The sequence below is a fragment of the Pseudomonas sp. Leaf58 genome (assembly GCF_003627215.1).
Lineage (GTDB): Bacteria > Pseudomonadota > Gammaproteobacteria > Pseudomonadales > Pseudomonadaceae > Aquipseudomonas.
Window position 1 is genome coordinate 2,683,662 of record NZ_CP032677.1, and the last position, 26,397, is coordinate 2,710,058.

The window sequence follows — 26,397 nt, forward strand, 5'->3', positions numbered from 1 at the left end:
ACTCCCGCACCATGACCGACATCGAGCGCTACCTTCGCGCCGCCACCCGTGACAACACCCGGCGCAGCTACCAGGCCGCCATCGAACATTTCGAAACCCACTGGGGCGGTTTTCTGCCGGCCACGGCCGAGAGCATCGCCCGCTACCTGGCCGACCATGCCGACACGCACGCGGTCAGCACCTTGCGCCAGCGCTTGGCCGCGCTCAGCCAATGGCACGTCGCCCAAGGTTTCCCCGACCCGACCAAGGCGCCGCTGGTGCGCCAGGTGCTACGCGGCATCCGTACCCTGCACCCGACGCCCCCCAAGCAGGCCGCACCGCTGTTGCTGCAACACCTGCAAACGGCTGTGGCCTGTTTTGAAGAGGAAGCCCGCCAAGCGCGCGAACGCCACGACCTGGCAGCCCTGCGCCGGGCGCGGCGCGACGCTGCCTTGCTGTTGCTGGGTTTTTGGCGCGGCTTTCGCGGTGATGAACTGGCGCGCTTGCGCGTCGAGCATATCCAAGCCGAAGCCGGCGTCGGCATTACCCTGTTCCTGCCGCACAGCAAGGGCGACCGTGAGGCCTTGGGCGTGCAGCACCGCACCCCGGCTCTCAAGGCCCTGTGCCCGGTCACAGCTTACCTGCAGTGGTTAGAGGTGGCCGGCATCGCCCATGGGCCCGTGTTTCGCAAGCTCGATCGCTGGGGCAACCTGGGCGATGCCGCGCTCAATAGCAACAGCCTGGTCGGCCTGCTGCGGCGCATGCTGGAACGCGCCGGGGTGCCAGCGGCGCTGTACACCGGCCACTCACTGCGGCGCGGCTTTGCCACCTGGGCCACGGCTAACGGCTGGGAACTGAAGTCGCTGATGAGCTACGTGGGCTGGAAAGACGCCAAGTCGGCGTTGCGCTACATCGACGCGGCGCAGCGCTTTGGCGAACTGGCCGTGCTACCGGCCAGCCAGGCGCAACAGCTTATTCCTTGAAGCAGTGCCGAGCGACGCCGCCCACTTCCGGGCGGATGGCATACACGTCGCCGGCGTCCGGGTAATGGTGCAGGCCTTCAGCGCTCATGCCAAAACGCGCAGTGCTGATGTACAGGGTATTCATGCCCGCCCCGCCGAAGCAGCAACTGGTGGGGCATGGCACCGGCATCAGCACCTGGTCGGTCAAGTAACCGTGGCGGTCGTAGCGCAGCAGGCAGCTGCCATGGTATTGGCACACCCATAGCCCACCTTCGCGGTCCAGGGCAAGGCCGTCCGGCCGCCCCAGCTCAGCGGGGGTTTCGGCAAACAGCGTGACCGCGCCCAGGCGCCCTTCGGCCAGGTAACGGGCGCGGTAGATCGCGCGCGCCGCCGAATCGACGAAGTACACCGTGTGGCCATCCTGCGACCAGGCAAGGCCGGTGGGCAACGCCATGTCGTCATGGATCACCTGGTCGCTCAACTGCTCGTCAAAGCGGAACAGCGCCCCGGTGTTGCCACTCAAGGCATCGTCCATCAGCCCTGTGACGAACCGGCCAAGCGGGTCGCAGGCGCCATCGTTGAAGCGATAGGTCGGGCGCGGGTGCACCGAGGCCGAATGCTGGCGCACCTTGCGCAACCGCACGTCGAAGATGGCCACACTGGCATCCTCGGTGAAAATCAGGTTGCCTTGATCGGTCAACGCCAGCGCACCAATGCGTGCAGCGGATTCGTACAGGCACTGCACTTCGCCATCGGGCGCCAGGCGGTTGATGCGCCCGCCAGAAATATCGACGAAGTACAACACGCCGCTGCGCTCATCCCAGACCAGGCTTTCGCCCAGGTCGGCGCGGGTTTCGGCGACTTTGACGGGCACATAGCTGCATGCCTTGATGCCGGCGCAGGGCTCGCTCACCGCCGCCAGCGCTATGGGATAGGGCAGCCCTAGGCCCCGTGCGGCATCGGTGACCGCAACGTTTTCGGGAAAAGGCTCTGTGACGGGCATTTGCGGTTACCTTCGATTCTCCTTCCTACGATAACAACAAAAAAATCAATGACTTAATATTAAAAGCATGTAACTTTGATATCTAATGGATATCACCGCCGGGTCACCGGGCTGAAGGACCGCTGGATGATCGAGACACGCTTGCTGCGGCAGTTCATTGCCGTGGCCGAAGAACTGCACTTCCACAAGGCTGCCGAGCGCCTGCATATGGCGCAACCACCGCTAAGCCAGGCGATCAGCCGCCTCGAAAACAAACTCGGTTTCAGCTTGTTTCTGCGCAACAAGCGTGGGGTGCGGCTGACTGCAGCGGGCACGGTTTTTCTCGACACCGCCTACCGCACGCTGGGTGAGCTGGAACAGGGCATCGAGTATGCGCGCAATGTGTCCGCCGGCATCAGCGGCAAGCTGACCATCACCGCCATTTCCATTGCTTATTACGAGTCGCTGCTCAGCACCTTGCGCCGCTTTCGCGAGGCGTATCCGAACGTGCAGTTGACCATTCGCGAGATGCCGTCGGCCTCCCAGGCCAAGGCGTTGCTGGCTGGGGAGGCGGACATTGGCTTCATGCGCAGGTTACCGTTGCCGGCTGGCACCCTCGAATCACGGCTGCTGCTCGATGAGCAGATCGTCATGGCCCTGCCCGCCCGCCATGCGAAGGCGCAAGAGGGCGCGATAGACCTGCGCGCATTTGCCGATGAGGATTTTGTGTTCACCCCGCAAGCCCTGGGCGGCGGCTACCACGCGCAGCTGACTGCGCTGTGCGAGGCGGCGGGCTTCTACCCCAGGGTGGTGCAGGAAGCGGCGCAGATCCATACCTTGCTCGGCCTGGTGGCTTGTGGCTTTGGCGTGGCCCTGGTGCCGGCCTCGTTCATCGGTTCGATCCCGCGCGAGCGCGTGCGCTTCTGCGCGATTCGCCCGTTTGACGACCAGCCTGCGCCTGGCCTGGGGCTGTACATGAAATGGAACGCCCAGAATGCCTCACCGGCGCTGGCCAATTTCATTGCCATGTTCGAAAGCCCGGACTGCGCAGCCCACTAATCAAAATCTGCTTCGCGGGCACGCCCGCCCCCACAGGGCTCACCGCACGCATCTGGATCTCACTCAAGTTCGCGTTGCGCAGCGCCACAAGCGCCCAATGTCACCAGCCCGCGCTTGCAGCAGTTCGGCAGCATTGGCACACGCTTGTTCCAGGCTCATCGGCCCACTGGCCAAGGCAAAGGCGGCATTTACCCCATGGGTATACAGCTGCTGATAACCCTCACCCAAGGTCCCAGCCAGCACCACTACCGGCACCCCATGGCGCTTGGCAATCCGGGCCACGCCCATCGGTGTCTTGCCCCGCAGGGTCTGGGCATCGAAGCGCCCCTCGCCGGTTACCACCAGGTCCGCGCCCTGTACCAAGGCGTCCAGCCCGGCCAACTCGGCCACCACGTCCACTCCAGGGCGGAACTGCGCGCCCATGAACGCCCGGGCCGCAAAGCCCATGCCACCGGCAGCGCCACAGCCAGGGTGGTCCCGCACATCCTCGCCCAGCAGTTGCGCACAATGGTCGGCAAAATGCCCCAGCGCCTGCTCCAGCGCCTGCACCTGCTGCGGGTTGGCGCCCTTTTGTGGGCCGAAGATTGCCGATGCGCCATTGGCCCCGCACAGCGGGTTATCAACGTCGGCAGCGACTTCGAACTGCACCTCGGCCAGGCGCGGGTCGAGGTCGCTGGCATCGATGCGCGCCAGCCTGGTAAGGGCCAGGCCGCCCTCTTCCAGCGCTTGCCCGTCTGCATCCAGCAGGCGCAGGCCCAGCGCCCGTAACATGCCGCTGCCGGCGTCGTTGGTGGCGCTGCCGCCGATTGCCAGCACCACCCGTTGCGCGCCGGCGGCCAAGGCGGCGGCAATGAGCTCGCCGGTGCCCCACGTGCTGCTGCGGCAGGCATCGCGCAGCCCCGTCGGCACCAATTGCAGGCCACTGGCTTCGGCCATTTCGATGATCGCCGTGCGGCTTTGTGGCAACCAGCCCCAGCCAGCTTCGACGCTTTGCCCCAGCGGCCCACGCACGGTTTGGCGGCGCAGTTCACCGTGGCTGGCGGCAAGAATGGCCTGCATGGTGCCTTCGCCACCGTCGGCCATTGGGCATTCGACCAGCTGCGCCTCAGGCCAGGCCTCGCCCAAGCCCGCTGCGACGGCACGGGCGACACCGGCAGCGTCGAGGCTGTCCTTGAACGAATCGGGGGCGATGACGATCTTCATGGGGATTCTCCTGTCCTGATGAGCGGCATGCTGACAGGTGGCTGCGCAGGTGGCCTCGGTCGAATGCACAAAACGCTGGCGGGGTTGTTTGGGCAAATGCCTTTTCGCCTACGATCATGCTCCTTGGGGGCCCGACAAAGAACGTGTCAGCCTGAAAATCAGTCAGCGGGCAGCAACTGCAACCCCAGGTACAAGCTAAGCATGCCTTCCATGCGCAGAGGGTCGACCTCGCCCAGCTCGGCAATCCGCTCCAGGCGGTAGCGCAGGCTGTTGCGGTGAATGCCCAGGGCATCGGCACAGGCCTGGCTTTGACCGTCATGCGCACACCAGGTGCGCAGGGTGGTGAGCAACTGGCCGCTGCTGTCCTTGGCGCGAATGCGCTGCAACGGCTCCAGCAGCTCATCCAGCGCATCATCGTTGCGGTGCCGCCACAACAGCGCGGGCAACCGGTAGCGCTGCAGGCTGAGCAGGCGTTCGCCAGGCAGCACCTCACGGCCATAAGCCAACAAGTCGCGTACCCGGCGGTAGCCCCGGCGCAATTGCTCCAGGCTTTGCGCCGCACTGCCCAGCGCCAAGCGCTCCACCACCCAACCATGGCGTTGCAGGCGCTCCAGCAGGCGCGGTTCGTCCAGCGCCACGCCAGCGGGGCGGCACCACAGCAATGACTGGCGCGCGGGGCTGACGCACCAACTGTCCGGATAACGGCTCATCAACCAGGCAGACAGCGCCTCGGCGGGTGCCCCAGAGGCCAGTTCGAACAAGCACGGCACCCTGTGTAGCTGGGGTTTCAGCCCCAGTTGGCGGGCTTCGTCAAGCAGCCGCGGGGAATCGCCACTGCCCCCCAAAAGTAGCGCCAGCAAGTCATCGCAGCGCTGCCGCCGCCATTGCTGGTCTGCTTGCAAATGGCGCTGGGCCAGCAGCATTTCTGCGGTCATGCGCACCAGTTCGCCAAAGGTACGCAGCTGCTGTGGGTCGCCGGTCAGGCCCAGTACACCCATCAGCCGGCCATCGAGCATCAACGGCAGGTTCACCCCCGGTTGCACGCCTTTCAGGCATTTGGCTGCGTCGCTGTCCAGCTCGACGATCCGGCCGTTGGCCAGGACCAGTTGCGCCCCCTCGTGACGGGTGTTGATGCGCTCCGGTTCGCCACTGCCAAGGATCAACCCTTGGTTGTCCATGACATTGACGTTGCACGGCAGAATGGCCATCGCCCGGTCAACGATATCCTGTGCCAGGTCATGGTCGAGTTCGAACATTGAACGGTCCTTTGGGTGTTAGGCTTTTGGGCTCGGGCACAGCAGCTTGCCCGACACGCTGTGCAAAAGCACAAAGACAGGCACGCTGAGGTCGCCGAGACTCGTCAGGGCGAGCGCCGGCACAGGCGACGCGGTGATAACCATAACAACAGAGAACCCGATCATGGCACACAGCCCCGCCCCTGACCAAGGCACGGACACCACCCGCAACGCGCTGTACCGGCGCGTCACCTTGCGGTTGATTCCGTTCATTTTCATCTGCTACCTGTTCAACTACCTGGACCGCGTCAACGTCGGCTTTGCCAAGTTGCAGATGCTCGACGCGCTGAAATTCAGCGAAACGGTGTACGGCCTTGGCGCTGGCATCTTCTTCATCGGCTATGTGCTCTGCGGCCTGCCAAGCAACCTGGCGCTCAACCGCTTCGGCCCACGGCGCTGGATCGCGCTGATGATGATCGCCTGGGGCAGCCTCTCCACCTGCCTGCTGTTCGTCACCACGCCCACCGAGTTCTACGCCCTGCGCCTGCTGACCGGCGCTGCCGAAGCCGGCTTCTTCCCAGGCGTGGTGCTGTACCTGTCGCGCTGGTTCCCGGCGGCCCGTCGCGGCCGCATCATGGCCCTGTTCATGTCAGCGATCCCGGTATCGGGCTTGCTTGGCGGGCCGTTCTCCGGCTGGATCCTGCAGCACTTCGCCGCCGGCCAGCACGGCCTGGCCGGCTGGCAATGGATGTTCCTCATCCAGGGCCTGCCAACCGTTGCTCTGGGGGCACTGGCGGTGTTCCTGCTCAGTGACGGCTACCAGAAAGCCGCCTGGCTGAGCCCAGCCGAACGCCAGTTGCTTGCCGCTGACCTCGACGCCGATGCTGCCAGCAAGCCAAGTACCACTGGCGACGGTGTGCTCGCGGTGCTGACCAACCCGCTGATCTGGACCTTCGGCTTCGTCTACTTTTGCATCCAGAGCGGCGTGTACGCGATCAACTTCTGGTTGCCGTCGATCATCAAGAGCATGGGCTTCGACAACCCGCTGCTGATCGGCTGGCTCAGCGCCATTCCGTACCTGCTGGCCGGCGTGTTCATGATCCTCTGCGGGCGTTCGGCCGACCTGCGCAACGAGCGCCGCTGGCACCTTGTGGTGCCGATGCTGATGGGGGCCATCGGCTTGCTGATCGCGGTGAACTTCGCCGGCAACCCGCCCCTTGCCATTCTCGGCTTGTCGATCGCCACCATGGGCGCCCTCACCGGCTTGCCGATGTTCTGGCCGATGCCTACCGCGCTGCTCAGCGCCGGTGCGGCGGTGGCGGGTCTGGCAATCATCAACTCGGTGGGCCAGATGGCCGGTTTCCTCAGCCCGTACCTGGTCGGTTTCATCAAGGACCAGACCGGCTCCACCGATGCTGCGCTGTATTCGCTGGCAGCGTTGATCGTGCTGGGTAGCCTGGTGGCGTTGCGCGTGACGCGTGCCGGTGCGCTGAGTACTGCTGCCCGGGCCAATTGAGCCCATTCGCGGGTAACGCCGCTCCCCAGGGACAGCGCAGGTTTCAAGGCCAGCGCCAAACCTGTGGGAGCGGGTTCAGCCGCGAAGTGGCCAGCCTAAGCCACACAAAAACTGCCTTCCCCTTCCGATCGTCAGCTCAACGCCCCCCCGCCCCAGCCCAGGCGTCAAATGGTTCCAAAGGCCCTTTTTGGAGACCCCCATGACCCAGCACGCCGTGGCCCGCCTGGCCCAACTTGATGAACACCGCCCGCTGCGCGTCCAGGCCGGCAGCGAAGAACTCATCCTCATCCGCCAGGGCGACCAGGTGCACGCCTACCAAGGCAATTGCCCGCATGCTGGTGCGCCACTCGATGAGGGCGTGGTCTGCGGGGGGCTGCTGGTGTGCCCGTGGCACAAGGCTGCATTCGCCGTGGACGAGGGCGCGGTCTGCGAGCCGCCGGCGCTGGCCGACCTGCGCCGCTACAAGGCTTGGGTCCAAGGCGATGAAGTCTGGGTCGACGACCAGCCCCTGCCAGCCATCGAGCCGCCCAGGCACAGCGATGCCCGCTGCTTCGTGGTGCTCGGCGCCGGTGCTGCCGGCAGCGCCGCCGTCGCCACCCTGCTGGCCCATGGCTTCGCTGGCCGGCTGGTGTGGGTCGATCAGGAACGCCAGCCAGCCTACGACCGTACGTCGCTGAGCAAATTCGTGATCGCCGGGCAGATGCCGCCCGATGAAGTGCCCGCCCTGCTCGGCGCCGACACCCTGCGCAAGGGCCGGCTAGAGCGCAAACACGGCAAGGTGCGCACACTGAACAGCCAGAAACGCCAGGTAACCTTGGCTGACGGCCAGCAGTTCGACTACGACGCCTGCCTGCTGGCCACCGGCGGCAAGCCGCTGCGGCCTGATATCCCAGGTGTCGAGCTGCCCGGTGTGTTCACCCTGCGCTCCCGGGAAGATGCCGCGCAGCTACTGGATGCTGCCGAACCCGGCCAGCCGGTCGTGATTGTCGGCGATGGCTTCATCGGCCTGGAAGCCGCCTCGGCCTTGCGCAAGTACGGCGCGCAGGTGCACTTGGTCACTCGCCACGCAGTCCCCCTGGCCCGGCAGCTGGGCGAACGCATCGGCCGTAGCATCCGCGCGTTGCACCAACGCAAGGGGGCCACCTTCCACGGCCCCACCGAGGTCCAGCGCATCGAAGGCCAGGGCAAGGTTGAAGCCGTGCTGCTGGCCAACGGTGAACGCCTGCAGACGTCGCTGGTGCTGTTGGGCACCGGGGTAGAACCAGCGACCGCGTTTATCCAGGGTGTTTTGCTAACCGAAGACAAATCGGTGCAAGTCGATGCCGAAATGCGCGCTGCAGATGGCCTGTGGGCCGCGGGTGATATCGCCACCTTCCCGCTTGGCGGGCGCCCCGTGCGCATCGAGCACTGGCGCCTGGCCCAGCAGCACGGGGTGATCGCCGCTGCCAACATGCTTGGCGAACAGCGCCGCTACGCAGACGTGCCGTTTTTCTGGACCTACCAGCACGGCCGCACCTACGAAGTACTGGGCCACGCGCGGGACTGGAACCGTATCGAGTTCGTCGGCGAGCCGGAAACAGGCGACTTCATTGCCCTGCAATGCGTGGATGAGCGGGTCGAAGCAGTCATCGCCCAGGGCTATTGCGATGCGATGGCGACGCTGTCACAGCGTATGAAGCGCCCAATGAGCCTGCAGGAGGCTTTGGCGCTCGTCAGCTTAGGACCGACTTTCAAGGCGTAGGTAGCGCCCTGTGCCTGATGAAATGAGCAAGGGCCTGTACGAACTGCGTCCGCGCTTGCGCTGACACGGTTCATACAGGCCCAATGCTAGAACTACTCTGGACGCACCTGCGCGGCCTGCAGGCCTTTCTGTCCTTTTTCAGCGACGAAAGAAACCTTCTGGCCCTCTTTCAGCGACTTGAAACCGTCCGATTCAATGGCTTTGAAGTGAACGAAAAGGTCATCGCCACCGCCGTCCGGGGTGATAAAACCAAACCCCTTCTCATCGTTGAACCATTTGACCGTTCCGGATTGTCTGTTGGACATGCTCTGAATCCTCGAATGCTAATAAATGCGATTTGCGCGGAGCGTGAGGCCAGGTTGATCGACCGGCCTGCACACACTATAGAGTGGGCGATATGGGGCAATCTAGCCACTGGCAGTTTTACCAATACCCCTGTACGCCGTTAACAACCTGGATGTGCCGATTGCAGGGACCTTCGATTGGCTTTTAACCGGTCAAACCAACGTTTTGATCACCAGCAAATGCACTGGGTAGAACAGGTAACCCCAGCGCCCCACCGCAGGCAGCCGCCAATCATCATGACGCAACAACCGCTCGCCAAGCGGCACCGCCAACGCGGCCGCCATCAGCGTCAGCAGGGTAATGGGCGCCAATAGGTGTGCCAGCAACCAGTTATTGGTCAGGTTCCCGCCCATGGCCAGCAGGCCAGGCAGCAGCCAGGTCGCACCACCCTGCCGGCGTGCCATCAGCCAGGCGCCCGGCAGCATCACCCCAGGCAATCCGTACATCAGCTGTTCACTGAACACCCACCCTGCGAGCAACCCAGCTGCGCCTAGCACTCGCGCCGACATCAATGGATGATGCCCCCCCCAGGCAACCAGCAAACCCAACACCAGCGTCGGCATGACGCTGAAGGTTGACGAGCCACTGTCGAGGCATCGATACACCGGCTCCGACAGCACTGCGAATAGCAGCATTAGCCCCACATAGCGCACATGAGCGCGGGTATACAGCGCCCCTGCCCTGGCGCGTCCCACGTTCACCGCTATCGCCAGGCAAAACAGCGGAAACGCCAGCCGGCCAAGCACGAACAGGCCTTCAGCATGTGGCCACACAAAACGAAGGTGGTCGGCCACCATGGTCAGCATCGCCGTCCACTTGACCAGGTCCAAACCGGCCGAGCGCATGCCTTAGCGCCCGCGCTCGGCCGCGCTGACGCCCAGGTAGCGGTTGGTCCACACAGCCAGCGGCAAAGGCGGCTGCTGGTCGACGATACGCCGCCAGATCAGCACCAAGTCGTCGCCATTGAACATCGACCTAGGCCCGGCGCCCTGCCACACTGTCGGCACATCGGCAATCCAGTGCCCCTGGCTGTCGCGGTGGGCCATGTTGAAGCGAAACGTGTAGTTCCCAGGAATGCCCATACGTAGGTCGCTGACCACCAGCGCATCGCCAATCTGGTCGTAACGCAGCCAGTCATCGGTAAACCAACGCAAGCGCTGGTGCAGCGGGCTACCGGCCAGTGCATGCGCCAGTTCCAGGTGGCGTGGCAACCGCTGCATCTCTGGCATTTGTTGGTCAAAGCCGCTGCTGATGCCTTCGTAATAGTCGCCATCCGGGGTCTTGGCCAGCACTCGCCAGACCAAGCTGTTGAAGGCGATCGGCACGGCGCGGAGCTGGCTGACGGCGATACCTTGCTGGTCTAGCGCCGCCTGAAAGCGCTGCTCGGCCGCCATGCGCCCGGCCAGGCCAAAACCCAGGTAGGCCGTGCTGAATAGCAGAGCCAAGGTCAGTAGCCGCGTGCTCTTGAGCGTGATGCCTGTGACGCTTGCGTAGATGACTGCCGCCAGTAGCGGCAAGGTGTAGACCGGGTCGATGATGAACACTGCAGCCCAGCTTTGCGGTGTGCTCTGCAGCGGCCACAACAGCTGTGTGCCGTAGACCGTGAAGGCGTCGAGCAGCGGGTGCGTGATCAGTACCAGCCAGAACGCCAGGAACAGCCTGGGCACGGTGTAGCCCTTGCCAGGCCAGCATGTGTTGACCAACCAGGCCAGCAGCCAGGCCAGCCCGGTGAGCACCAACAGTGAGTGGGAAAAGCCGCGATGGTAGGTCATCTGCGACACCGGGTCGGCGTAGCGAATGATCACATCCAGGTCGGGGAGCGTGGCCAGTGCCGCGCCATACAACAGCGATCGGCGGCCTTGGATGCGCCCGAGCACGCTACCTTGCAAGGCGGCGCCGAGAACGGCTTGGGTAATGGAGTCCAAGGTAGCATTCCTGAAGACGGGGTCTCTGGAAGCTACCCTTATCTAACCCTGATACGCAATTCTCTGCACCTGAGGGTGATCTAGAACAGCTGCCAGGTGTACACCAGCGTCACGCGGTTCTCGTCGATGTCACTGCGGTAGTTGGACCGGGCCATGGCGTTGCGCACCCGGATCCCCAGCCCCTTCAGCACCCCGCTCTGCACCGCATAGCCGAGGTCAAGGTCACGCTCACGATCACGCCCTTCATAACCCTGACCGGTATCGACATTGTTACCGGTGATATAGCGCAGGGTCGCGGTCAGCCCCGGTACCCCCATGGCCGCGAAGTTGTAGTCGTAACGCACTTGGTAAGAGCGTTCGTCGGTGTAGGCGAACTCATAGGTGGGCACTTCGTTACCCAGCGGCGAGACGTTGGCGAATACCCGTGGGAACGGGCTTTCGCCGTAAATGCCCTGGTAGCCGACATGCACGCTGTGCCCACCATGGCGGGCGGTGAACACCGAGAACAACGCCTGGTTGTCGATGTTGCCGAGCAACGCATCGCCATCCTCGCGCGCGGTGAAATAGCCCAGGTTGGCGCTCAGCACCCAGTCGCCCATTGGCTTGCTGTGTTTGAGGCCGACAAAGCCTTGTTGGTAGATGTCCTGCAACTGCCCGTACCACAGGCTGACACTGCTCTGGTTGGCATTGAACGCGTAATCGCCGCCCATGTAGTTGAAGGCATCACTGTCGGCCTGGCGCATCGGCACATGGCCGAGCATCGCGTTCATCTTGCCGTCGCCGCCTTCGTTGCGCAGGTGAGTGCTGCTCAGGTGCCCGGCCTGCACGGTCAGCCCGGCAATTTCCGCCATGCTCAGGCTGGCGCCTTGGTAGGTCGGCGGCAGCAGGCGGATGTCGCTGAAGGTCAGCACTGGCAGGTTCGGCTGCAGTTCGCCAACACGCAATTCGGTCTTCGACAGACGGGCCTTGAAGGTGGGCGCCAGGCGGCTGTACTCGTCGGCAGCGCGGCCATCGCCGTGCACCGGCAACAGGCCGGTGTTGGTGCGGTCGGGGCTGCTGTCGAGCTTGATGCCCAGCAAGCCCAGGGCATCCACGCCAAAGCCGAGCGTGCCCGGGGTGTAGCCCGACTTGAAATCGAGGATGAAACCCTGGGCCCACTCCTCGGCCTTGGATTGCTGGTTAGCCCCGACAATGTCGGAGAAATCGCGGCTGAAGTAGTAGTTACGGGCGCTCAGGCTGGCCTTCGAATCCTCGAAGAAACCGCCTTCGGCGGCCAGCAACGGTTGGCTGAGCAAAGTCAGGCCTAGGGCGACGCAAGGGGTGTGGTTCATTCCGAAGCTCTCTTGATCTTGTTTTTATGGGTAAAGCGTTGGAAGTACGGCAGTTCATGGGGCCCGGCGCAGCACCTCCCCGGCCCGTGACGGGCGTAGCTTGAGCAGCGCATGGGCCAGCAGGCCGAACAGCAAGCCCCAGAACGCTGCCGACAGGCCAAGGAAGGCCACCCCCGAAGCGGTGACCAGGAAGGTGAACAACCCGGCATCGCGCTCGGCCGGCTCGGCCAGGCTGCGGGCCAGGGCCTCGCTGATGGCGCCATACAGGGCCAACCCGGCCAGGGCAGCAATCAGTGCCGCGGGGAACGCGGCGAACAGCGACATCAGCGTGGCCCCGGCAATCCCCAGCAGCAGGTACAGCGCACTGCCGGCAAGCGCCGCGACATAGCGCCGCCGGGGGTTTTCATGGGCTTCATGGCCAGTGCACAGGCTGGCGGTTACCGCAGCCAGGTTCAGCCCGTGGCAACCGAACGGCGCCAGCACGGCACCTGCCAAGGCGCTGGCGCTGATGATCGGGCTGGCCGGCGTGGGGTAACCGGCACTGCGCAGCACCGCCATGCCCGGCATGAACTGCCCGGTCAGGGCCACCAGCACCATTGGCAGTGCCAGGCTGAACACCGCCGACAGGCTGAACTGCGGGGTAATCCACTGTGGCGACGCCAGTTCCAGCACCAACGCCTCGCTGCGCAATGCACCACTGGCGACGGTCACCACGGTACCCACGCACAGCACCGCCGCCACGGCGTAGCGCGGCTGTACCCGGCGCATCAGCACGTAGGTGACGAACATCGCCAGTACCAGCAGCGGCTGTGCCGGCAAAGCACGAAACACTTCGGTGCCGAAGCTGAACAGGATGCCGGCCTGCATGCCGGCGGCAATGGAGCCCGGCAGGCGCGCGATGATGCGGTCGAAGGCCCCGCTGATGCCGATCAGCAGCAAGACCAGGTTGGCCACCAGATAGGCACCCACGGCCTGTTCCAGGCCGAGTTGCGGCAAAGCGCTGACCAGCAGCGCCGAACCGGGGATGGACCAGGCGATCACGACCGGTACCCGGTAGCGCAGGCTGAGCAGCGCACCGAGCACGGCGCTACCCATGGACACTGCCCAGACCCAGGAAGACAACTGTTGGTGGGACAGGCCGGCGGCCTCGGCGGCGTGGAAGATGATCACCAAGGGGCCGGCGTAGGAGATCATCGTGGCGATGCAACCGGCGACGATGGCTGATAGGGAGCAGTCCTTGATCAGGGTTTTCATGACGCTTCTCGCAAGGCAGCGGCCGGCCTTGGTGGCTGGCTCTTGTTCTTGTGTTGCCTTCTTCGCGGGCAAGCCCGCGAAAAAGGCAACGCGGTGTATCAGGCCTCCTGCAAAGCCCGCGGTCGCCCACTGCGCTGCTCAGCCGCACCGGCTTGGGCCTGCTGCAACTGGAAGTCGAACTTCAACTCGGCATGCCGCCCCGCCTCACCGTGGACAAACACCACCTCGCCCACCAGCCCATCGCGGGTGGCATAGGCAAAGTCATCCCACAGGTACTTGTCCCCGGCCAGGTTGATCTGCGTGGTCAAGTGCCGGTACCCCGGTGCCGAGATGAAGAAGTGCACATGCGCCGGGCGCTGGCCATGGCGGCCCAGCAGGTCCAGGCACTCCTGGGTTGGCCCCTGCGGATCGCAGCCATAGCCCGACGGCACGATGGAACGCGCCCGATAGCGCCCTTCAGCGTCGGTGACGATGCGCCGGCGCAGGTTGTACTCGGACTGGCTCTGGTCGAAGAACGAGTAGGTGCCACGGGTGTTGGCATGCCACAGGTCGACCGTGGCCCCTGCCAGCGGCTGGCCTTGCGGGTCGAGCACCTGGCCCTCCAGGTACATGACAGTGGCTACCCCCTCCTCGCTGCCGTCATCCATGCGCACCTCACCTTCAGCGATGGGCGCACCGGCCACGTATAACGGGCCTTCGATGGTGCGCGGGGTACCACCGACCAGCCCGGCCTGCTCGTCCTTGGCATCCTGCAACAAGTCGAGGAAGTGCTCGATGCCCAGCCCTGCCACCAGCAGCCCGGCCTCGCCACGCGCGCCCAGGCGGTTGAGGTAGTCGACGGCGTGCCAGAACTCGTCTTCGCTGATTTCCAGGTCTTCGATCAGCCGGGCGGTGTCCTGCAGCAGGCGCTGCACAATGCGCTTCAGGCGCGGGTTACCGGCATCGTTGCCAAAGCCTGCGGCCTGCTCGAAGAATTGCTGTGCCTCGGCAGTGTGGGAAATCTTCACGGTCATGTGGGCTTACCTCATGTTGTTTTTCTGGGTTTACGCCTGCGCCGCAATCGCCTGGGCATGCCGCCGGCCACTGGCCAGGTGCACAGCCATGGCCAGTGCGGCGATTGCGCCAGGGATGGCGAAGGCGATGAAATTGAGTTGCAGGGGCAGGTTGATGCCCATCAGTGCCCCGCCCAGCAGCGGGCCGACGATGGCACCGTTGCGGCCGATGCCCGAGGCCCAGCCCAGGCCGGTGGAGCGCACCGACAGCCCGTACATCTGCGCCGCACCGGCATACAGCAGGATCTGCGTGCCGATGGTGGTGGCACCGGCAATGAAGATCAGCAGGTACAGCACCGGCATCGGGCTGTTGACCCCCAGCAGGCTGATCGACAGCGCGGCGGCGATGAAGAACGCCACCTTGACCTTGACCAGGTTGTAGCGATCGCCCAACCAGCCCCCCAGAATCGCCCCGGCCATGCCGCCGAAGTTCAGCGCCAGCAGGAACGACAGGCTCGATCCCAGGCTGTAGCCGGCGTTGGCCATCAGTTTTGGCAGCCAGGAGCTGAGCGCATAGACCATCAGCAGGCAGCAGAAAAACGCCAGCCACAGCGCCAGGGTGCGAATGGCCAGGCCGTTGCGGAACAGCTCGGCAACAGCGGTGAATTTGCCGGCCCTGTCGCGGGACGAGCCCGCCCCCACAGGGGCGGTCAGTAGGTCATCGGCCTGCACGTCACAGCCCGGGTCCAGCCGCTTGAGCAGCTTGCGCGCTTCTTCGGTACGGCCCTGGCGCACCAGAAAACCGATCGACTCGGGCAGGTAGTAGAGAATCACCGGCAACAGCAGCAGCGGCACCGCAGCGGCGAAGAACATCGATTCCCAGCCAAAACGCGGCAGCATGAAAATGCCCACGCCCGCTGAAAGCATGCCGCCTAGCGAGTAACCGCTGAACATGATCGCCACCAAGGTGCTGCGCAGGCGCTTGGGGGCGTATTCGTTCATTAGCGCCACGGCATTGGGCATCAGGCCGCCACAGCCCAGGCCGGCTATGAAGCGGAAGATGCCAAACTCGCTGGGGCTGCTGGCAAAGCCGTTAAGGATGGTCGCTGTGGAGAACAAGGCGAAACAGATGGCGATACCCTTCTTGCGCCCAATGCGGTCGGCCAAGCTGCCGAATGCCAGGGCGCCGAACATCATGCCGAACAGCGCATAGCTGCCCAGCGCACCGGCCTGCAACGGGGTCAGGCCCCACTCTTTCATGATGACCGGCAGTACCACGCCGTAGATGAACAGGTCATAGCCGTCGAAGATCAGCAGCAGGCCGCACCAGGCCATCACCATCCAGTGGAACGGGGTAAAGCGCGCATTATCGATGATCGGGTGTACGTCAAGGGTTCGCATGGCATCTGTCACTCTTGTTTTTGTTGTGAAAGAAAGCTCGTTGCCTGCAGGTAGTGCTCAGCCGAGGTCACCGCCCCCTACTGGCAGGGTTACGCCGGTGATGTACGAGGCTTCGTCGGAAGCGAGGAACAGAATCGCGCCCACCTGCTCGTCGATGCTGCCGTAGCGGTGCATCAGGCTGCTGTCGAGGGTTTGGTCGACGATCTGCTGGTACCAGTGCTTTTCCTGCTCGGTCTGCTCGGCGCTGTTGCGTGGCACCCGCCGGGGTGGCGCTTCAGTGCCGCCAGGCGCGGTGGCGTTGACGCGGATGCCACGGCCAGCCGTTTCAAAGGCCAGGCATGCAGTAAGGGCGTTGACGCCACCCTTGGCTGCACCGTAAGGCACACGGTTGACGCCGCGGGTAGCGATGGACGAGACGTTGACGATGGCGCCGCTGCCGCGTTCGAGCATGTACGGCAACGCGGCGTGGCAGCACCACAGCGTGGGGAACAGCGAGCGGCGTACCTCGGCTTCGATCTGGTCCACTTCATAGTGTTCGAAGGGTTTGGCCCAGATCGTGCCGCCCACGTTGTTGACCAGGATGTCGAGGCGGCCAAAGGCATCCACTGCGCAGGCCATGACTCGGGCGCAGTCGGCGTGTTGTTCAAGGTCGGCGGTGAGCGTGAGCACGCCCTCGCCGGCCAGTTCGTGGACCAGTTCGGAGCGGTCTACCGCGACCACTTGCGCGCCTTCGGACTTGAGCCGCCAGCACACGCCACGGCCGATGCCCTGGGCGGCACCGGTGACCAGGGCGACCTTGCCTTGGAATCGGTTGTTCATATCCATCTCTCCGGTTCGCCACAGTCCCTGTGGGAGCGGGCATGCCCGCGAATGCGTCCGACCAGGCAGCGTTGTTGAACCTGCTGGCCGCTTCGCGAGCACGCCCGCTCCCACAGGGTCGGCGTATTGCTTGGAATAAAGAGAAGCGATCAGGCCGCAGCCGCGAACTTCTCGTAGTAGAAGTTGGCCGGGGTAATGCCCTGCTCACGCACGTACTGGCTCACCGCCTCGACCATAGGTGGCGGGCCACACAGGTACACATCCACATCGCCATCGTTGAGGTGGCGCGGCTCGATGTGCTGGGTCACGTAGCCCTTCTGCGGGTACTGGCTGTCGGGGTTGGCCACGCAGGCGCTGAAGGTGAAGTTGGGGATGCGCGCTGCCAGCGCTTGCAGGCGGTCGAGTTCGACCAGGTCGAAGTCGTTGGTCACGCCATAGATCAGGTGCAGCGGGTGCTCACTGCCCTGCTCGGCGATCTTCTCCAGCATCGCCGTGAACGGCGCCAGGCCAGTGCCGCCGGCCAGCAGCAGCAATGGGCGCTGGATTGGCCGCAGGTAGAAACTGCCCAGCGGCCCGGCCAGGCTCATGCTGTCGCCAGCCTTGGCCAGGTTGGTCAGAAAGCTGCTCATCAGCCCACCCGGCACGTTGCGGATCAAGAAGCTGACTTCACCGTCTTTCTGCAGCGAGCTGAACGAATAGGCGCGGCTCTGCTCGCTGCCCGGCACCTTGAGGTTGACGTACTGCCCTGGCAGGAACGCCAAGCGGCTGAGGGCCTCGCCCTTGATCGACAGGGCAATGGTACTGGCCGAGAGCTGGCGCACATCGCTGATGGCGGCCTCGAAACTGGCCTGTTCGGTCTTGCACAGCTGCGACGAAGCCGGGATGCGGATGACGCAGTCGCTTTCGGCGCGCATCTGGCAGGTCAGTACGTAGCCTTGGGCAATTTCGTCTTCGCTCAGGGCGTCTTCGATGAAGTTGTCGCCCAGGTCGTAACGGCCAGACTCGGCTTTGCACTTGCAGGTACCGCAGGCGCCGTCGCGGCAGTCCAGCGGTATGTTGATGCCTTGGCGGTAGGCGGCGTCGGCCACGGTTTCATGGCCGGCGGCGTCGATGAAGCGGGTAACCCCGTCTTCGAAATTCAGTGCGATTTGGTAGCTCATGTTGCACCTCGCGGGCGAGCCAGGCCACAGCGCGTCGCAGGACGCACCGGGCAGCGCTCGCAAAACCCTGGATCAGATGTGGTAGATGTCGATGACCTGGCGCACGTAGTCGTTCTTCAGCACCACCTTCTTGGCCTTGATCAGCGGCTGCTCGCCACGCAGGTCGAGGGTGTAGAAGCTGCTGCCGAAGTAACTGTCGGTGGTCTTGTAGCGGAAGCTCAGGGTGTGCCAGTTGAAGCGCACTTGGCATTGCCCCTCGCTCTGCTCGACGATCTCGATGTTGCTGATGTTGTGCGAGGTGCGGGTGTCGGGCACGGTCGCACTGGAACGCTCGGTCTTGATGCGGAACACGCGGTCTTCCAGGCCGCCACGGTTGCCGTACCAGATCAGCGAGATTTCGCTTTGCGGGTCTTCGGTGAGGGTGTCGTCATCGTCCCAGCTCGGCATCCAGAAGGTGGCGTCGTGGGCATACAGTTCCAGCCACTGGTCCCACTGGCCGTCGTCCAGGTAGCGCGCTTCGCGGTAGAGGAAGTCGCGCACGGTTTCATACAGGCTCATTGCACGGCCTCCACAGGGATCAGTTGCTGCTCGTCCTTGAGGGCCTGGATCATGGTGTCCTGCCAGTACTTGTGTTGCAGCACGAACAGGCCTTCGTCCTCGGTACGCACGCCAGACAACAACGGCTGGAGTTCGATTTCCTTGGCTGCCTCATCGGCGCCTTCCACCCAGTGCGTAGCACCTCGGGACATGTCATTCCAGCCGGTGCCGCCACCATAGCCGGTCTGGCACGAGCGGAACTCTTCCAGGTCATCTGGGGTGGCCATGCCGCTGACGTTGAAGAAGTCTTCGTACTGGCGAATGCGCTTGGCGCGGGCGTCGGCGCTCTCACCTTTAGGGGCGATGCAGTAGATGGTGATTTCGGTCTTGTTCACCGAAATTGGCCGGGCGACGCGGATCTGCGAGCTGAACTGGTCCATCAGGTACACGTTCGGGTACAGGCACAGGTTGCGCGAGTTCTCGATCATCCAGTCGGCGCGGGCCTGGCCGAAGTCGGCGGCCAGCTGGTCACGGCGCTCGTAGGCCGGGCGATCTTCGGGGTTGGCCCAGCGGGTCCACAGCAACAGGTGGCCGTGGTCGAAGGAGTAGAAGCCCCCGCCCTGCTTGGCCCAGGCGCCAGCGCTCATGGTCTTGATCTCGTCGCCCGCCTCACGCTGCTTGCGCTGGTTTTGGGTGGCGGCGTAGTTCCAGTGCACAGAGCTGACGTGGTAGCCGTCGGCGCCGTTCTCAGCGGTGAGCTTCCAGTTGCCTTCGTAGATGTACGAACTGGCCCCGCGCAGCACTTCCAGGCCCTCCGGCGACTGGTCGACGATCATGTCGATGATCTTCGCCGACTCGCCCAGGTGCTCGACCAGCGGCTTGACGTCGGCATTCAGGCTGCCGAACAAAAAGCCCCGGTACGACTCGAAGCGCGCCACCTTGGTCAGGTCGTGGGAGCCGTCGCAGTTGAAGCTGTCAGGGTAACCGGCGTTGCTTGGGTCCTTCACTTTCAGCAGCTTGCCGCTGTTGTTGAAGGTCCAACCATGGAACGGGCAAGTGTAGCTGGAGCGGTTGCCGCGCTTGTGCCGGCAGAGCATGGCGCCGCGGTGGCTGCAAGCGTTGAGGAAGGCATTGAGCTCACCGTCCTTGTTGCGCGCGATGAAAACCGGCTGGCGGCCCATGGTCAGGCTGAGAAAATCGTTTTTCTCGGGGATCTGGCTTTCGTGAGCCAGGTAGATCCAGTTGCCTTCGAAGATGTGTTTCATTTCCAGGTCGAACAGGCGTGGGTCGGTAAACATCTCGCGCTTGCAGCGGTAGATGCCCTTTTCACGGTCGTCCTCGAGCATGGCATTGATGTAGTCGAATCCCAGGGACATGGCCAGGGTCTCCCTTGTTATTGTTTAGACCTGGTCAGGTTAGGGGTTGGTATTGGCCGGCAATATCCGGTTTGTGCGAGGTGCTATCCGTTTTGTGCAGGCTGATGGGGCAGGCTCAAGGGCCTCTGCGCGGGCACGCCCGTTCCCACAGGTATTGTGCAAGGCTCAAGCGTTGGGAATTGCTGTGGGAGCGGGCGTGCCCGCGCAGAGGCCGGTGCGGTTCAGCGCCGATTACGGAAGGTTTCCGAGGGCAGTTCGCCAAACTGCTGGCGATACACCTCGGAAAACCGCCCAAGGTGCAGGAAGCCATAGTCCATGGCCAGTTCGGTCACGCTGCGTACAGCGCAGCGGGCATCGGCCAGGCAAGCATGCACCTGCTCCAGCTTGCGCTGGCGCACATACTGCTTGGGCGTGGTGCCCAGATGCCGGTCAAACAGCGCATACAACGAACGCAGGCTCATGCACGCCTGTTCCGCCAGCACTTCGGCGGTTAGCTCAAGCTTCAGGTTGCGATCAATGTGCTCGATGATCCGCTCAAGGCTTGCGCCGGGCGAGCCCAGGCTTTCACGGCGGATATTGGTATTCATCAGCGTCAGCAGCTTGCTGGCGACGATCTGGCTGTAATGGCTTTGCACCCGCGGCAGCGAATCGCTCACTTCCGCCTCATGGCACACCATCGCCAGCAAGTTGACGAAACCATCCAGCTCATCCAGCCGGTAATGGTTACGCAAGAACCGCACCCCGCCGTCGGGCCGGTGCCAGCGCTGTTCGTCGCAGATCGAATCCAGTAGCCGGGTAGGCACTTTGAGGATGAATTTTTCGCAGTCTTCCGAGTAGGTCAGGTCAACCGGGTCGTCGGGGTTTATCAGCAACAGCTCGCCTGGCACCAGATGATGCTCACGCTTGTGCCCGCGCCACAGGCAGTTGCCGTTGAGCAGCACCTGTAGGTGGTAAATGCTCTCCAGTGCTGGCGAGGTAACGCGCACGCTGCCGCCGTAGCTGATGCGGCACAGGTCGAGTTCGGCTAACTTGCGGTGGCTGAGGCTGGCCTGGGGGTGAGTGGTGCGAGACAAGCCGATGCAATGCTGGCCGACATGCTGGTTGACATAGTCAGACACAGCATAAGGGTCGGCGTGATGAAACACGCTACTGCGCTCGCTCAGCAGGCGGCTTTCCATAGGCAAGGCACTCGGTGTCGTTATTGTTCTGGTCGCCGCAACCTGCAGCCTTGTGGGCTGTGGTTGCAGTCGTCACGATTATTCTATCGAGCCACTCGCGGGTCGCGTGGGTAGGCGACAACCGGTGGCTGGCACACTTAAGCAAAAAAGGCGGGGGTTGGGCAATGCGGTTGTCGCATTGGATGGGCGGATAGCGGACAGGTGGGCGGCACCTAGCGTTCGTTTATCGAACGGTTTTTGCTGTGCTGGGCTATTCGCGGTTGAACCCGCTCCTACTGGGTTACTGCACCGGCAGAAAGTTCATCAACAGCAGGCTTTGCGCATAATTTAAACCAATCCGTCGGTAGCGCTCATCCAGCAACTCCGCTAGCAGGTCCAGCCGCGCCACGATCTTGCCAAACTCCACCGCAAAACTCAGGTTGCTGCCCTCCTCGGAAATCTCGTTGGAAAACAACAGCAACACGCCATTGGCATCTTGCCGCTGGCTCAACATCCAAGTGGCCTTCTCGATGTTGCGCGCGGCGTTGTTGATGAACAGCGGGTCGAGGGTATCGGTCATGTAGAACTCGGTACGCCCGCCGTGGGCGGTGATCAGCATGCTACCGATGGCATAGATGAACGCGCCCACACGGTCACCGCGAAACTCCGGGCTCAGCGCATAGCTCAAGGCTGCCAGATCGCGCCGATTACCCAGTTGCGGCAGCGGCTGGCGCTGTTCGATGGCGGTACGGATTTGCCGCTCGGCAGTGGCGGCGTCCACATAACCGGACATCTTCCACTGGTTGGGGTTGCGCAGGTACAGCTTGTTCATCAACAGGTACAAGCTCTGCAGGTTGTCGCGCATGGACAGCGTGGCCAGGCGGTCGACGCTGGTCTGAAACAGCTCGCTGGGTTTGCCATTGCCGAACTGGTCAAGCATGTCGCGGCCTTGCTCCTGGGTGCAGGCGCACAGGCAAGTGAAGGCGCCTGCCAGCAGCAGACGGGGGAAGAAATTCGGGTAGCTTGCAACCATCGGCACCGGGTCGATATTCGGCGGCTGCAGTGGGGATCAGAGCAGCCTGGCCATGCATAGAGCCCGGAAATCGGAAAAAGTGCAGTGTTTGGCGCTATTGGATACCTGTACTGGCCTCTTCGCGGGTAAACCCGCGCCTACACATTACGATGATCTTGCAGGAGCGGGTTTACCCGCGAAGAGGCCGGCACAGGCGCCCCCTGAACTACATGGCGTGACGCAACATCTGCACCACCTGCGCATGCAGCACCGGGTCACCACAGGCCACCACGCACCCGCCATTCTGCGCACTGCTGCCATCCCAGGCGGTAATCACCCCGCCCGCGCCTTCGATGATCGGCATCAATGCCTGCACGTCATACGGCTGCAGGCTGGCTTCGACAATCACGTCGACAAAACCCGATGCCAGCATGCAATAGGCATAACAATCGCCACCGTAGCGCATCAGCCGCGCCTGGCCGGCAACGGCCTCGAACGCCGCCTTGCGCTCGGCGGTATCGAACATGTCCGGCGTGGTGCACATCAGCGTGGCGGCGGCCAGGTCGGTACAGGCGCGGGTCTTGAGCGACGTGCCGCTGCGCCAGGCACCTTCCGGGGTGCCGACAAAGCGCTCACCCGTAAACGGCTGGTTCATCACCCCCACCACCGGGCGCGTGCCGTCGTTCAAGGCAATCAGCGTGCCCCACAGCGGCAGGCCGGTAATGAAGGCGCGGGTGCCGTCGATCGGGTCGAGCACCCAGGTCAGCGGGCTGCTGCCGACAGCCACACCCGCCTCTTCACCGAGAATGCCGTGCGCCGGGTAGCGGGCCTGGATCAGCTCGCGCATGGCGTCCTCGGCCGCCTTGTCGGCCACGGTTACCGGGTCGTACAGCCGCCCGCCTTTGTCCTCGACGTCCAGGCTGGCACGGAAATAGGGCTTGATCGCCGCAGCGGCAGCATCGGCCAGCTGCTCGGCGAACGCGCGAAACTCGCCGATCTGTTCAGCACTCAGGGACATGGGGCGGGCCTCGTGAAAATGATGGACCCGCATCATACCCGACACGCCGTGCTGCGCCAGCCTCTGTCAGCCGCTCATGCCGCTTGGGGCGGTCTAGACTGAACAGGGCCAGAACACCGGGGGGCTGCCACACGTGGAGGTGTGAGATGAGCCAATTCAAGCGTCTGTTCGTCATGCTCGGCCCGCAGATGCGTCACACGCCGGCGCTGCAACGCGCTGCGGCGTTGGCGGAGTCCTGTGGTGCCTTGCTGGATATCAACGTGTTCGTCGACGATGTCGATACCTTCGGCCTGATGAGCGATGGCCGCGAACGTGAACGGCTGCTCAGCGACAACCGCCAATGGCTGGCGGATGAAGCCGAACAGTTGGGTAACGCCGGCCTGGATGTGTCCACCGAACTGCTGCTGACCCGTGACCCGCTGGGCAGCGTACTGGAGCGGGTCGAACGGCTGGGGTGCGACCTGCTGATCAAGGACGTGCAACACGAACCGGTCCTCAAGCGCCTGCTGGTAACGCCACTGGACTGGCAATTGCTCAAGGACAGCCCGGTCGCCGTGCACCTGGTCAGCGACATCCGCCTGCCCTTGCCCCGGCAGATTGCCGCCGCTGTGGACCTGAACAGCCATGGCGCCGGCGAGCACCTGGATGAGCAGGTGATCCATTGCGCGCATGCCCTGGCCCTGCAATGCAACGCCGAACTGCACCTGCTGCATGTTTGCGACGCGGCCAAAACCCATATCGCCGACTTTGGTGCAGGCACGGTGACCATGCCCGGCTTCGATGGCAGCGTGCGCAATGCACAGCGTGCGGCTTTCAACCGCCTGGGCGACCTCCAGCAGATTCCGCTGGAGCGCAGGCACTTTTTGGAAGGAGCAGCGATCAAGGCCATCGCCCAGTTCGTCAGCCACAGCCGGGCGGATGTGATCGTGATGGGCAGCCACCGGCATGACGCCATGCAGACATTCCTGGGCGGGACCACGGCGCATGTATTGGAACATCCACTGTGCAATGTGTTGGCGATCAAGGCCATTCGCTGAGTGCTGGAATACTTGAACCGGCCTCTTCGCGGGCAAGCCCGCTCCTACAGGGCCTGGGGGGCGGCTTGCCTGCGGCGCGGCGTAGATTTTCCTGCAGAATCTGGCACGGCAGTGCCATATAAAAAGAATGCATTTGATAATGATTCGTAGTAGTTTTTCGGCGCTTTTCCACCCTACCTTCAGCGCCTTACTCCAGGATCGTCCCGTCGATGCGTCGCACGTTCGTTTCACTTTGTGTGCTTCATGCTGTCTCCCCGCTGGCGTTTGCCGAGCCTGAGCCGCTCGGCGCTCCCGCCCAGATCGAACTCCAGGCCCTGAGCATTACCAGCCTCGCCGACAGCGAACGTGCCGATGGCCCCGTCGACGGCTACAAGGCGACCCGCTCGGCCAGCGCTACCCGCACCGACACGGCGCTGCACGAAACCCCGCAGTCGGTCAGCGTGGTACCCAAGGATGTACTGGAGGACACCGGCGCCACACGCCTGCAGGACGGCCTGGACTATGCCGGCGGTGTCGGCCGCGCCAACAACTTCGGCGGCCAGGGCCTGACCACCTTTACTGTGCGCGGCTTCACCACTGGCGAGTTCTACCGTAACGGTTTCCCGATCAACCGCGGCTACCCCAACGCCCCAGATGCCAATACGGTCGAGCGCCTGGAAGTGATCCGTGGCCCGGCCAGCAGCCTGTACGGGCGTGGCGACCCCGGCGGCACCTTCAACGTGGTCAGCAAGCAGCCGCTGCCAGAATCGAAGGTCACCCTGGGCAGCCAGTTCGATGACCAAGGCATGCAGCGCGCCACCCTCGATGCCACCGGCCCGCTGAACCAGGACGGCTCGCTGGCCTACCGCCTGAACCTGCTGGGCGAAGGTGGCGAGAGCTTCCGCGACGATGTGGAAAGCGAGCGCTATGACGTGGCACCGGTGCTCAGCTGGCAGGTCAACGACAACACGAAGATCGTCTTCGAGGGCGACTTCATGCGTAACAACCACCCGCTGGACCGCGGCCTGACCCGCTACCCCACCCAGGCTGGCAGTGCCTCGCGCGATACTTACATCTGGGAAAAAGGCAGCGACAACCTGCTGCACAACGACAACAACATGGCCCAGTTGCGCTTCGAGCACCTGCTCAACGACGACTGGACGTTGGCTGGTGGCTTCCAGTACCTCGATGGCTCGCTCAAAGGCAATGCCGTGGAAGGCACCATGGCCCCCGCAGATGGCCGCACCCTGCAGCGCAACTTCAATTACCGCAAGCTGGAGTGGACCGACCGCGACTGGCAGCTGAACCTGACCGGGCATTTCGATACCGGTGCGTTCAGCCATACATTGCTGACCGGTGTCGAGTACGAAAACTACCACTACAGCTCGATCATCCAACGTTCCACTGCGCCCTACGCGATCGATATCTACAACCCGGTACTGGGCCAGCCGAGGCCGCCGCTGGCAGCAGTACCAACCACCTGGGACAGCGAGCAGCTCGAGACCTGGGCGTTCTTCATCCAGGACCAGGTGGCCCTGACCGAGCGCCTGAAGGCATTGGCCGGTGTGCGCTTCGAGCGCTTCGAGCACGACTATGACGACCGCCGGGCCGCCAACCGCGACTTCAACAAGGGCGAGAATGGCGTCACCCCGCGCTTTGGCCTGATCTACGACCTGACTGACACCGTCGCGGTCTATGCCAACACCGCTCGCTCGTTCAAGCCCAACACTGGCGCCAGCCTGCAAGGCTCGGGTTTCGACCCGGAAAAAGGCAAGTCCTATGAACTGGGTGTGAAATGGGAAGCGTTGGACCGGCAACTGAGCGTTGACGCGGCGATCTACCACATCGTCAAGGAGAATGTGTTGACCCGTGACCCGGCAGACCCCAACTACAGCATTGCCGCAGGTGAAGTACGTAGCCGTGGCCTGGATATCAACATCGCTGGCAATATCACGCCAGAGTGGCGGATGATCGGTGGTTACGCTTACGTAGACGCCGAAGTGACCAAGGACGAGCGTATCCCCACCGGCACGCGCCTGGCGAACATTCCGCAGAACACGTTCAGCCTGCTTAATACCTATGAATTCCAGGACGGATTCGCCAAAGGCCTTGGGCTGGGGGTTGGGGTGAAGTACGTCGATGACCGCAATGGCCAGACCGAGGCAGTCACTTACAACATGGCGCAGTACACCGTTGTCGACCTGTTGACCTTCTACAAGGTCAACGACCACGTCCGCCTAAACCTGGACGTGAAGAACCTGTTCAACAAAGAGTACGACGAGGGGGCGTTCAACTTCTACGCCTACCCGGGAGCGCCGCGTACGGTGCAGGCTGGGGTTGCGTACACATTCTAATAGACCAAGCTACTGACAGATTT

The 26,397-nt window shown here is 63.5% G+C and carries 23 protein-coding genes; 6 read left to right on the forward strand and 17 right to left on the reverse strand.

The window, feature by feature from the left end:
* The first annotated feature begins 11 nt into the window (after positions 1–11).
* Complete coding sequence (locus tag DV532_RS12490) at positions 12–962, forward strand: site-specific integrase (RefSeq protein WP_056804328.1); 951 nt, start codon at positions 12–14, stop codon at positions 960–962.
* Here the strand turns inward: DV532_RS12490 and DV532_RS12495 are convergent.
* The gene (locus DV532_RS12495; protein ID WP_056804324.1) at positions 952–1,944 is read right to left on the reverse strand and encodes an SMP-30/gluconolactonase/LRE family protein; all 993 of its coding nucleotides are present in this window, start codon (positions 1,942–1,944) and stop codon (positions 952–954) included. The genes DV532_RS12490 and DV532_RS12495 overlap by 11 nt on opposite strands.
* 126 nt (positions 1,945–2,070) lie before the next feature.
* On the opposite strand from DV532_RS12495, the gene DV532_RS12500 reads away from it, so the two are divergent.
* Entirely contained in the window at positions 2,071–2,982 is a 912-nt protein-coding gene (locus tag DV532_RS12500) for a LysR substrate-binding domain-containing protein (RefSeq protein ID WP_056804322.1), read from the forward strand.
* A 63-nt stretch (positions 2,983–3,045) separates the two neighbouring features.
* Here the strand turns inward: DV532_RS12500 and DV532_RS12505 are convergent, their stop codons facing one another.
* Entirely contained in the window at positions 3,046–4,185 is a 1,140-nt protein-coding gene (locus tag DV532_RS12505) for a glycerate kinase (protein WP_056804319.1), read from the reverse strand.
* Positions 4,186–4,343: 158 nt separating this feature from the next.
* Positions 4,344–5,441, reverse strand: coding sequence for a sugar diacid recognition domain-containing protein (locus DV532_RS12510; protein ID WP_056804316.1), 1,098 nt, complete (start codon positions 5,439–5,441; stop codon positions 4,344–4,346).
* 163 nt (positions 5,442–5,604) lie between these two features.
* Between DV532_RS12510 and DV532_RS12515 the strand changes: the two genes are divergently transcribed.
* Together DV532_RS12515 and DV532_RS12520 are read left to right on the forward strand one after the other, a co-directional pair.
* Positions 5,605–6,936, forward strand: a complete 1,332-nt coding sequence (locus tag DV532_RS12515; RefSeq protein WP_056804313.1) for an MFS transporter — start codon at positions 5,605–5,607, stop codon at positions 6,934–6,936.
* A gap of 199 nt (positions 6,937–7,135) precedes the next feature.
* Positions 7,136–8,677 (forward strand): FAD-dependent oxidoreductase, encoded by a 1,542-nt coding sequence (locus tag DV532_RS12520; protein WP_056804310.1) that lies wholly within the window; start codon positions 7,136–7,138, stop codon positions 8,675–8,677.
* A 92-nt stretch (positions 8,678–8,769) separates the two neighbouring features.
* Here the strand turns inward: DV532_RS12520 and DV532_RS12525 are convergent, their stop codons facing one another.
* The 14 genes from DV532_RS12525 to hisN all read right to left on the reverse strand — a co-directional run bounded on the left by DV532_RS12525 (position 8,770) and on the right by hisN (position 23,004).
* Entirely contained in the window at positions 8,770–8,982 is a 213-nt protein-coding gene (locus DV532_RS12525; RefSeq protein ID WP_056804309.1) for a cold-shock protein, read from the reverse strand.
* A gap of 192 nt (positions 8,983–9,174) precedes the next feature.
* On the reverse strand, positions 9,175–9,867 hold the full coding sequence (locus DV532_RS12530) for a TraX family protein (RefSeq protein ID WP_056804306.1): 693 nt from the start codon (positions 9,865–9,867) through the stop codon (positions 9,175–9,177).
* A 3-nt stretch (positions 9,868–9,870) separates the two neighbouring features.
* Positions 9,871–10,947: a metal-dependent hydrolase gene (locus DV532_RS12535; RefSeq protein ID WP_056804303.1), complete on the reverse strand. Its 1,077-nt coding sequence runs from the start codon at positions 10,945–10,947 to the stop codon at positions 9,871–9,873.
* An 80-nt stretch (positions 10,948–11,027) separates the two neighbouring features.
* The gene (locus DV532_RS12540; protein ID WP_056804302.1) at positions 11,028–12,278 is read right to left on the reverse strand and encodes an OprD family porin; all 1,251 of its coding nucleotides are present in this window, start codon (positions 12,276–12,278) and stop codon (positions 11,028–11,030) included.
* A 54-nt stretch (positions 12,279–12,332) separates the two neighbouring features.
* A complete protein-coding gene (locus DV532_RS12545) occupies positions 12,333–13,532 on the reverse strand; it encodes a benzoate/H(+) symporter BenE family transporter (protein ID WP_056804298.1) in 1,200 nt (399 codons plus the stop codon).
* Positions 13,533–13,630: 98 nt separating this feature from the next.
* Positions 13,631–14,545 (reverse strand): catechol 1,2-dioxygenase, encoded by a 915-nt coding sequence (gene catA, locus DV532_RS12550; protein ID WP_056804296.1) that lies wholly within the window; start codon positions 14,543–14,545, stop codon positions 13,631–13,633.
* 30 nt (positions 14,546–14,575) lie between these two features.
* Positions 14,576–15,925 carry an aromatic acid/H+ symport family MFS transporter gene (locus tag DV532_RS12555; RefSeq protein ID WP_056804293.1) on the reverse strand — a complete coding sequence of 450 codons (1,350 nt, stop codon included), beginning with the start codon at positions 15,923–15,925 and terminating at the stop codon, positions 14,576–14,578.
* A gap of 57 nt (positions 15,926–15,982) precedes the next feature.
* On the reverse strand, positions 15,983–16,744 hold the full coding sequence (locus tag DV532_RS12560) for a 1,6-dihydroxycyclohexa-2,4-diene-1-carboxylate dehydrogenase (protein WP_056804290.1): 762 nt from the start codon (positions 16,742–16,744) through the stop codon (positions 15,983–15,985).
* 149 nt (positions 16,745–16,893) lie between these two features.
* Positions 16,894–17,904: a benzoate 1,2-dioxygenase electron transfer component BenC gene (benC, locus tag DV532_RS12565; RefSeq protein ID WP_056804287.1), complete on the reverse strand. Its 1,011-nt coding sequence runs from the start codon at positions 17,902–17,904 to the stop codon at positions 16,894–16,896.
* A 72-nt stretch (positions 17,905–17,976) separates the two neighbouring features.
* Positions 17,977–18,462, reverse strand: a complete 486-nt coding sequence (benB, locus tag DV532_RS12570; protein ID WP_056804285.1) for a benzoate 1,2-dioxygenase small subunit — start codon at positions 18,460–18,462, stop codon at positions 17,977–17,979.
* Positions 18,459–19,817, reverse strand: a complete 1,359-nt coding sequence (benA, locus tag DV532_RS12575) for a benzoate 1,2-dioxygenase large subunit (protein ID WP_056804282.1) — start codon at positions 19,815–19,817, stop codon at positions 18,459–18,461. Before benA ends, benB begins: the two co-directional genes overlap by 4 nt.
* A gap of 221 nt (positions 19,818–20,038) precedes the next feature.
* Positions 20,039–20,995 carry an AraC family transcriptional regulator gene (locus DV532_RS12580; RefSeq protein WP_056804279.1) on the reverse strand — a complete coding sequence of 319 codons (957 nt, stop codon included), beginning with the start codon at positions 20,993–20,995 and terminating at the stop codon, positions 20,039–20,041.
* 280 nt (positions 20,996–21,275) lie between these two features.
* Complete coding sequence (locus DV532_RS12585; protein WP_056804276.1) at positions 21,276–22,007, reverse strand: hypothetical protein; 732 nt, start codon at positions 22,005–22,007, stop codon at positions 21,276–21,278.
* 205 nt (positions 22,008–22,212) lie between these two features.
* Positions 22,213–23,004 (reverse strand): histidinol-phosphatase, encoded by a 792-nt coding sequence (hisN, locus tag DV532_RS12590; RefSeq protein WP_056804273.1) that lies wholly within the window; start codon positions 23,002–23,004, stop codon positions 22,213–22,215.
* Between the two features lie 146 nt (positions 23,005–23,150).
* On the opposite strand from hisN, the gene DV532_RS12595 reads away from it, so the two are divergent.
* Both DV532_RS12595 and DV532_RS12600 read left to right on the forward strand, forming a co-directional pair.
* Positions 23,151–24,041 carry a universal stress protein gene (locus DV532_RS12595; RefSeq protein ID WP_056804270.1) on the forward strand — a complete coding sequence of 297 codons (891 nt, stop codon included), beginning with the start codon at positions 23,151–23,153 and terminating at the stop codon, positions 24,039–24,041.
* A 209-nt stretch (positions 24,042–24,250) separates the two neighbouring features.
* On the forward strand, positions 24,251–26,374 hold the full coding sequence (locus DV532_RS12600) for a TonB-dependent siderophore receptor (RefSeq protein WP_056804269.1): 2,124 nt from the start codon (positions 24,251–24,253) through the stop codon (positions 26,372–26,374).
* Positions 26,375–26,397 lie beyond the last annotated feature (23 nt).

What these genes read in the sequence shown, in the direction of transcription:
- DV532_RS12495 (WP_056804324.1), bottom strand. Translation starts at nt 1,944, where the DNA reads ATGCCCGTCACAGAGCCTTTTCCCGAAAACGTTGCGGTCACCGATGCC.
- hisN (WP_056804273.1), bottom strand. Translation starts at nt 23,004, where the DNA reads ATGTCCCTGAGTGCTGAACAGATCGGCGAGTTTCGCGCGTTCGCCGAG.
- DV532_RS12560 (WP_056804290.1), bottom strand. Translation starts at nt 16,744, where the DNA reads ATGAACAACCGATTCCAAGGCAAGGTCGCCCTGGTCACCGGTGCCGCC.
- benA (WP_056804282.1), bottom strand. Translation starts at nt 19,817, where the DNA reads ATGTCCCTGGGATTCGACTACATCAATGCCATGCTCGAGGACGACCGT.
- DV532_RS12580 (WP_056804279.1), bottom strand. Translation starts at nt 20,995, where the DNA reads ATGGAAAGCCGCCTGCTGAGCGAGCGCAGTAGCGTGTTTCATCACGCC.
- DV532_RS12585 (WP_056804276.1), bottom strand. Translation starts at nt 22,007, where the DNA reads ATGGTTGCAAGCTACCCGAATTTCTTCCCCCGTCTGCTGCTGGCAGGC.
- DV532_RS12490 (WP_056804328.1), top strand. Translation starts at nt 12, where the DNA reads ATGACCGACATCGAGCGCTACCTTCGCGCCGCCACCCGTGACAACACC.
- DV532_RS12540 (WP_056804302.1), bottom strand. Translation starts at nt 12,278, where the DNA reads ATGAACCACACCCCTTGCGTCGCCCTAGGCCTGACTTTGCTCAGCCAA.
- DV532_RS12510 (WP_056804316.1), bottom strand. Translation starts at nt 5,441, where the DNA reads ATGTTCGAACTCGACCATGACCTGGCACAGGATATCGTTGACCGGGCG.
- DV532_RS12520 (WP_056804310.1), top strand. Translation starts at nt 7,136, where the DNA reads ATGACCCAGCACGCCGTGGCCCGCCTGGCCCAACTTGATGAACACCGC.
- DV532_RS12500 (WP_056804322.1), top strand. Translation starts at nt 2,071, where the DNA reads ATGATCGAGACACGCTTGCTGCGGCAGTTCATTGCCGTGGCCGAAGAA.
- benB (WP_056804285.1), bottom strand. Translation starts at nt 18,462, where the DNA reads ATGAGCCTGTATGAAACCGTGCGCGACTTCCTCTACCGCGAAGCGCGC.
- DV532_RS12530 (WP_056804306.1), bottom strand. Translation starts at nt 9,867, where the DNA reads ATGCGCTCGGCCGGTTTGGACCTGGTCAAGTGGACGGCGATGCTGACC.
- DV532_RS12600 (WP_056804269.1), top strand. Translation starts at nt 24,251, where the DNA reads ATGCGTCGCACGTTCGTTTCACTTTGTGTGCTTCATGCTGTCTCCCCG.
- DV532_RS12555 (WP_056804293.1), bottom strand. Translation starts at nt 15,925, where the DNA reads ATGCGAACCCTTGACGTACACCCGATCATCGATAATGCGCGCTTTACC.
- DV532_RS12525 (WP_056804309.1), bottom strand. Translation starts at nt 8,982, where the DNA reads ATGTCCAACAGACAATCCGGAACGGTCAAATGGTTCAACGATGAGAAG.
- catA (WP_056804296.1), bottom strand. Translation starts at nt 14,545, where the DNA reads ATGACCGTGAAGATTTCCCACACTGCCGAGGCACAGCAATTCTTCGAG.
- DV532_RS12595 (WP_056804270.1), top strand. Translation starts at nt 23,151, where the DNA reads ATGAGCCAATTCAAGCGTCTGTTCGTCATGCTCGGCCCGCAGATGCGT.
- benC (WP_056804287.1), bottom strand. Translation starts at nt 17,904, where the DNA reads ATGAGCTACCAAATCGCACTGAATTTCGAAGACGGGGTTACCCGCTTC.
- DV532_RS12545 (WP_056804298.1), bottom strand. Translation starts at nt 13,532, where the DNA reads ATGAAAACCCTGATCAAGGACTGCTCCCTATCAGCCATCGTCGCCGGT.
- DV532_RS12505 (WP_056804319.1), bottom strand. Translation starts at nt 4,185, where the DNA reads ATGAAGATCGTCATCGCCCCCGATTCGTTCAAGGACAGCCTCGACGCT.
- DV532_RS12515 (WP_056804313.1), top strand. Translation starts at nt 5,605, where the DNA reads ATGGCACACAGCCCCGCCCCTGACCAAGGCACGGACACCACCCGCAAC.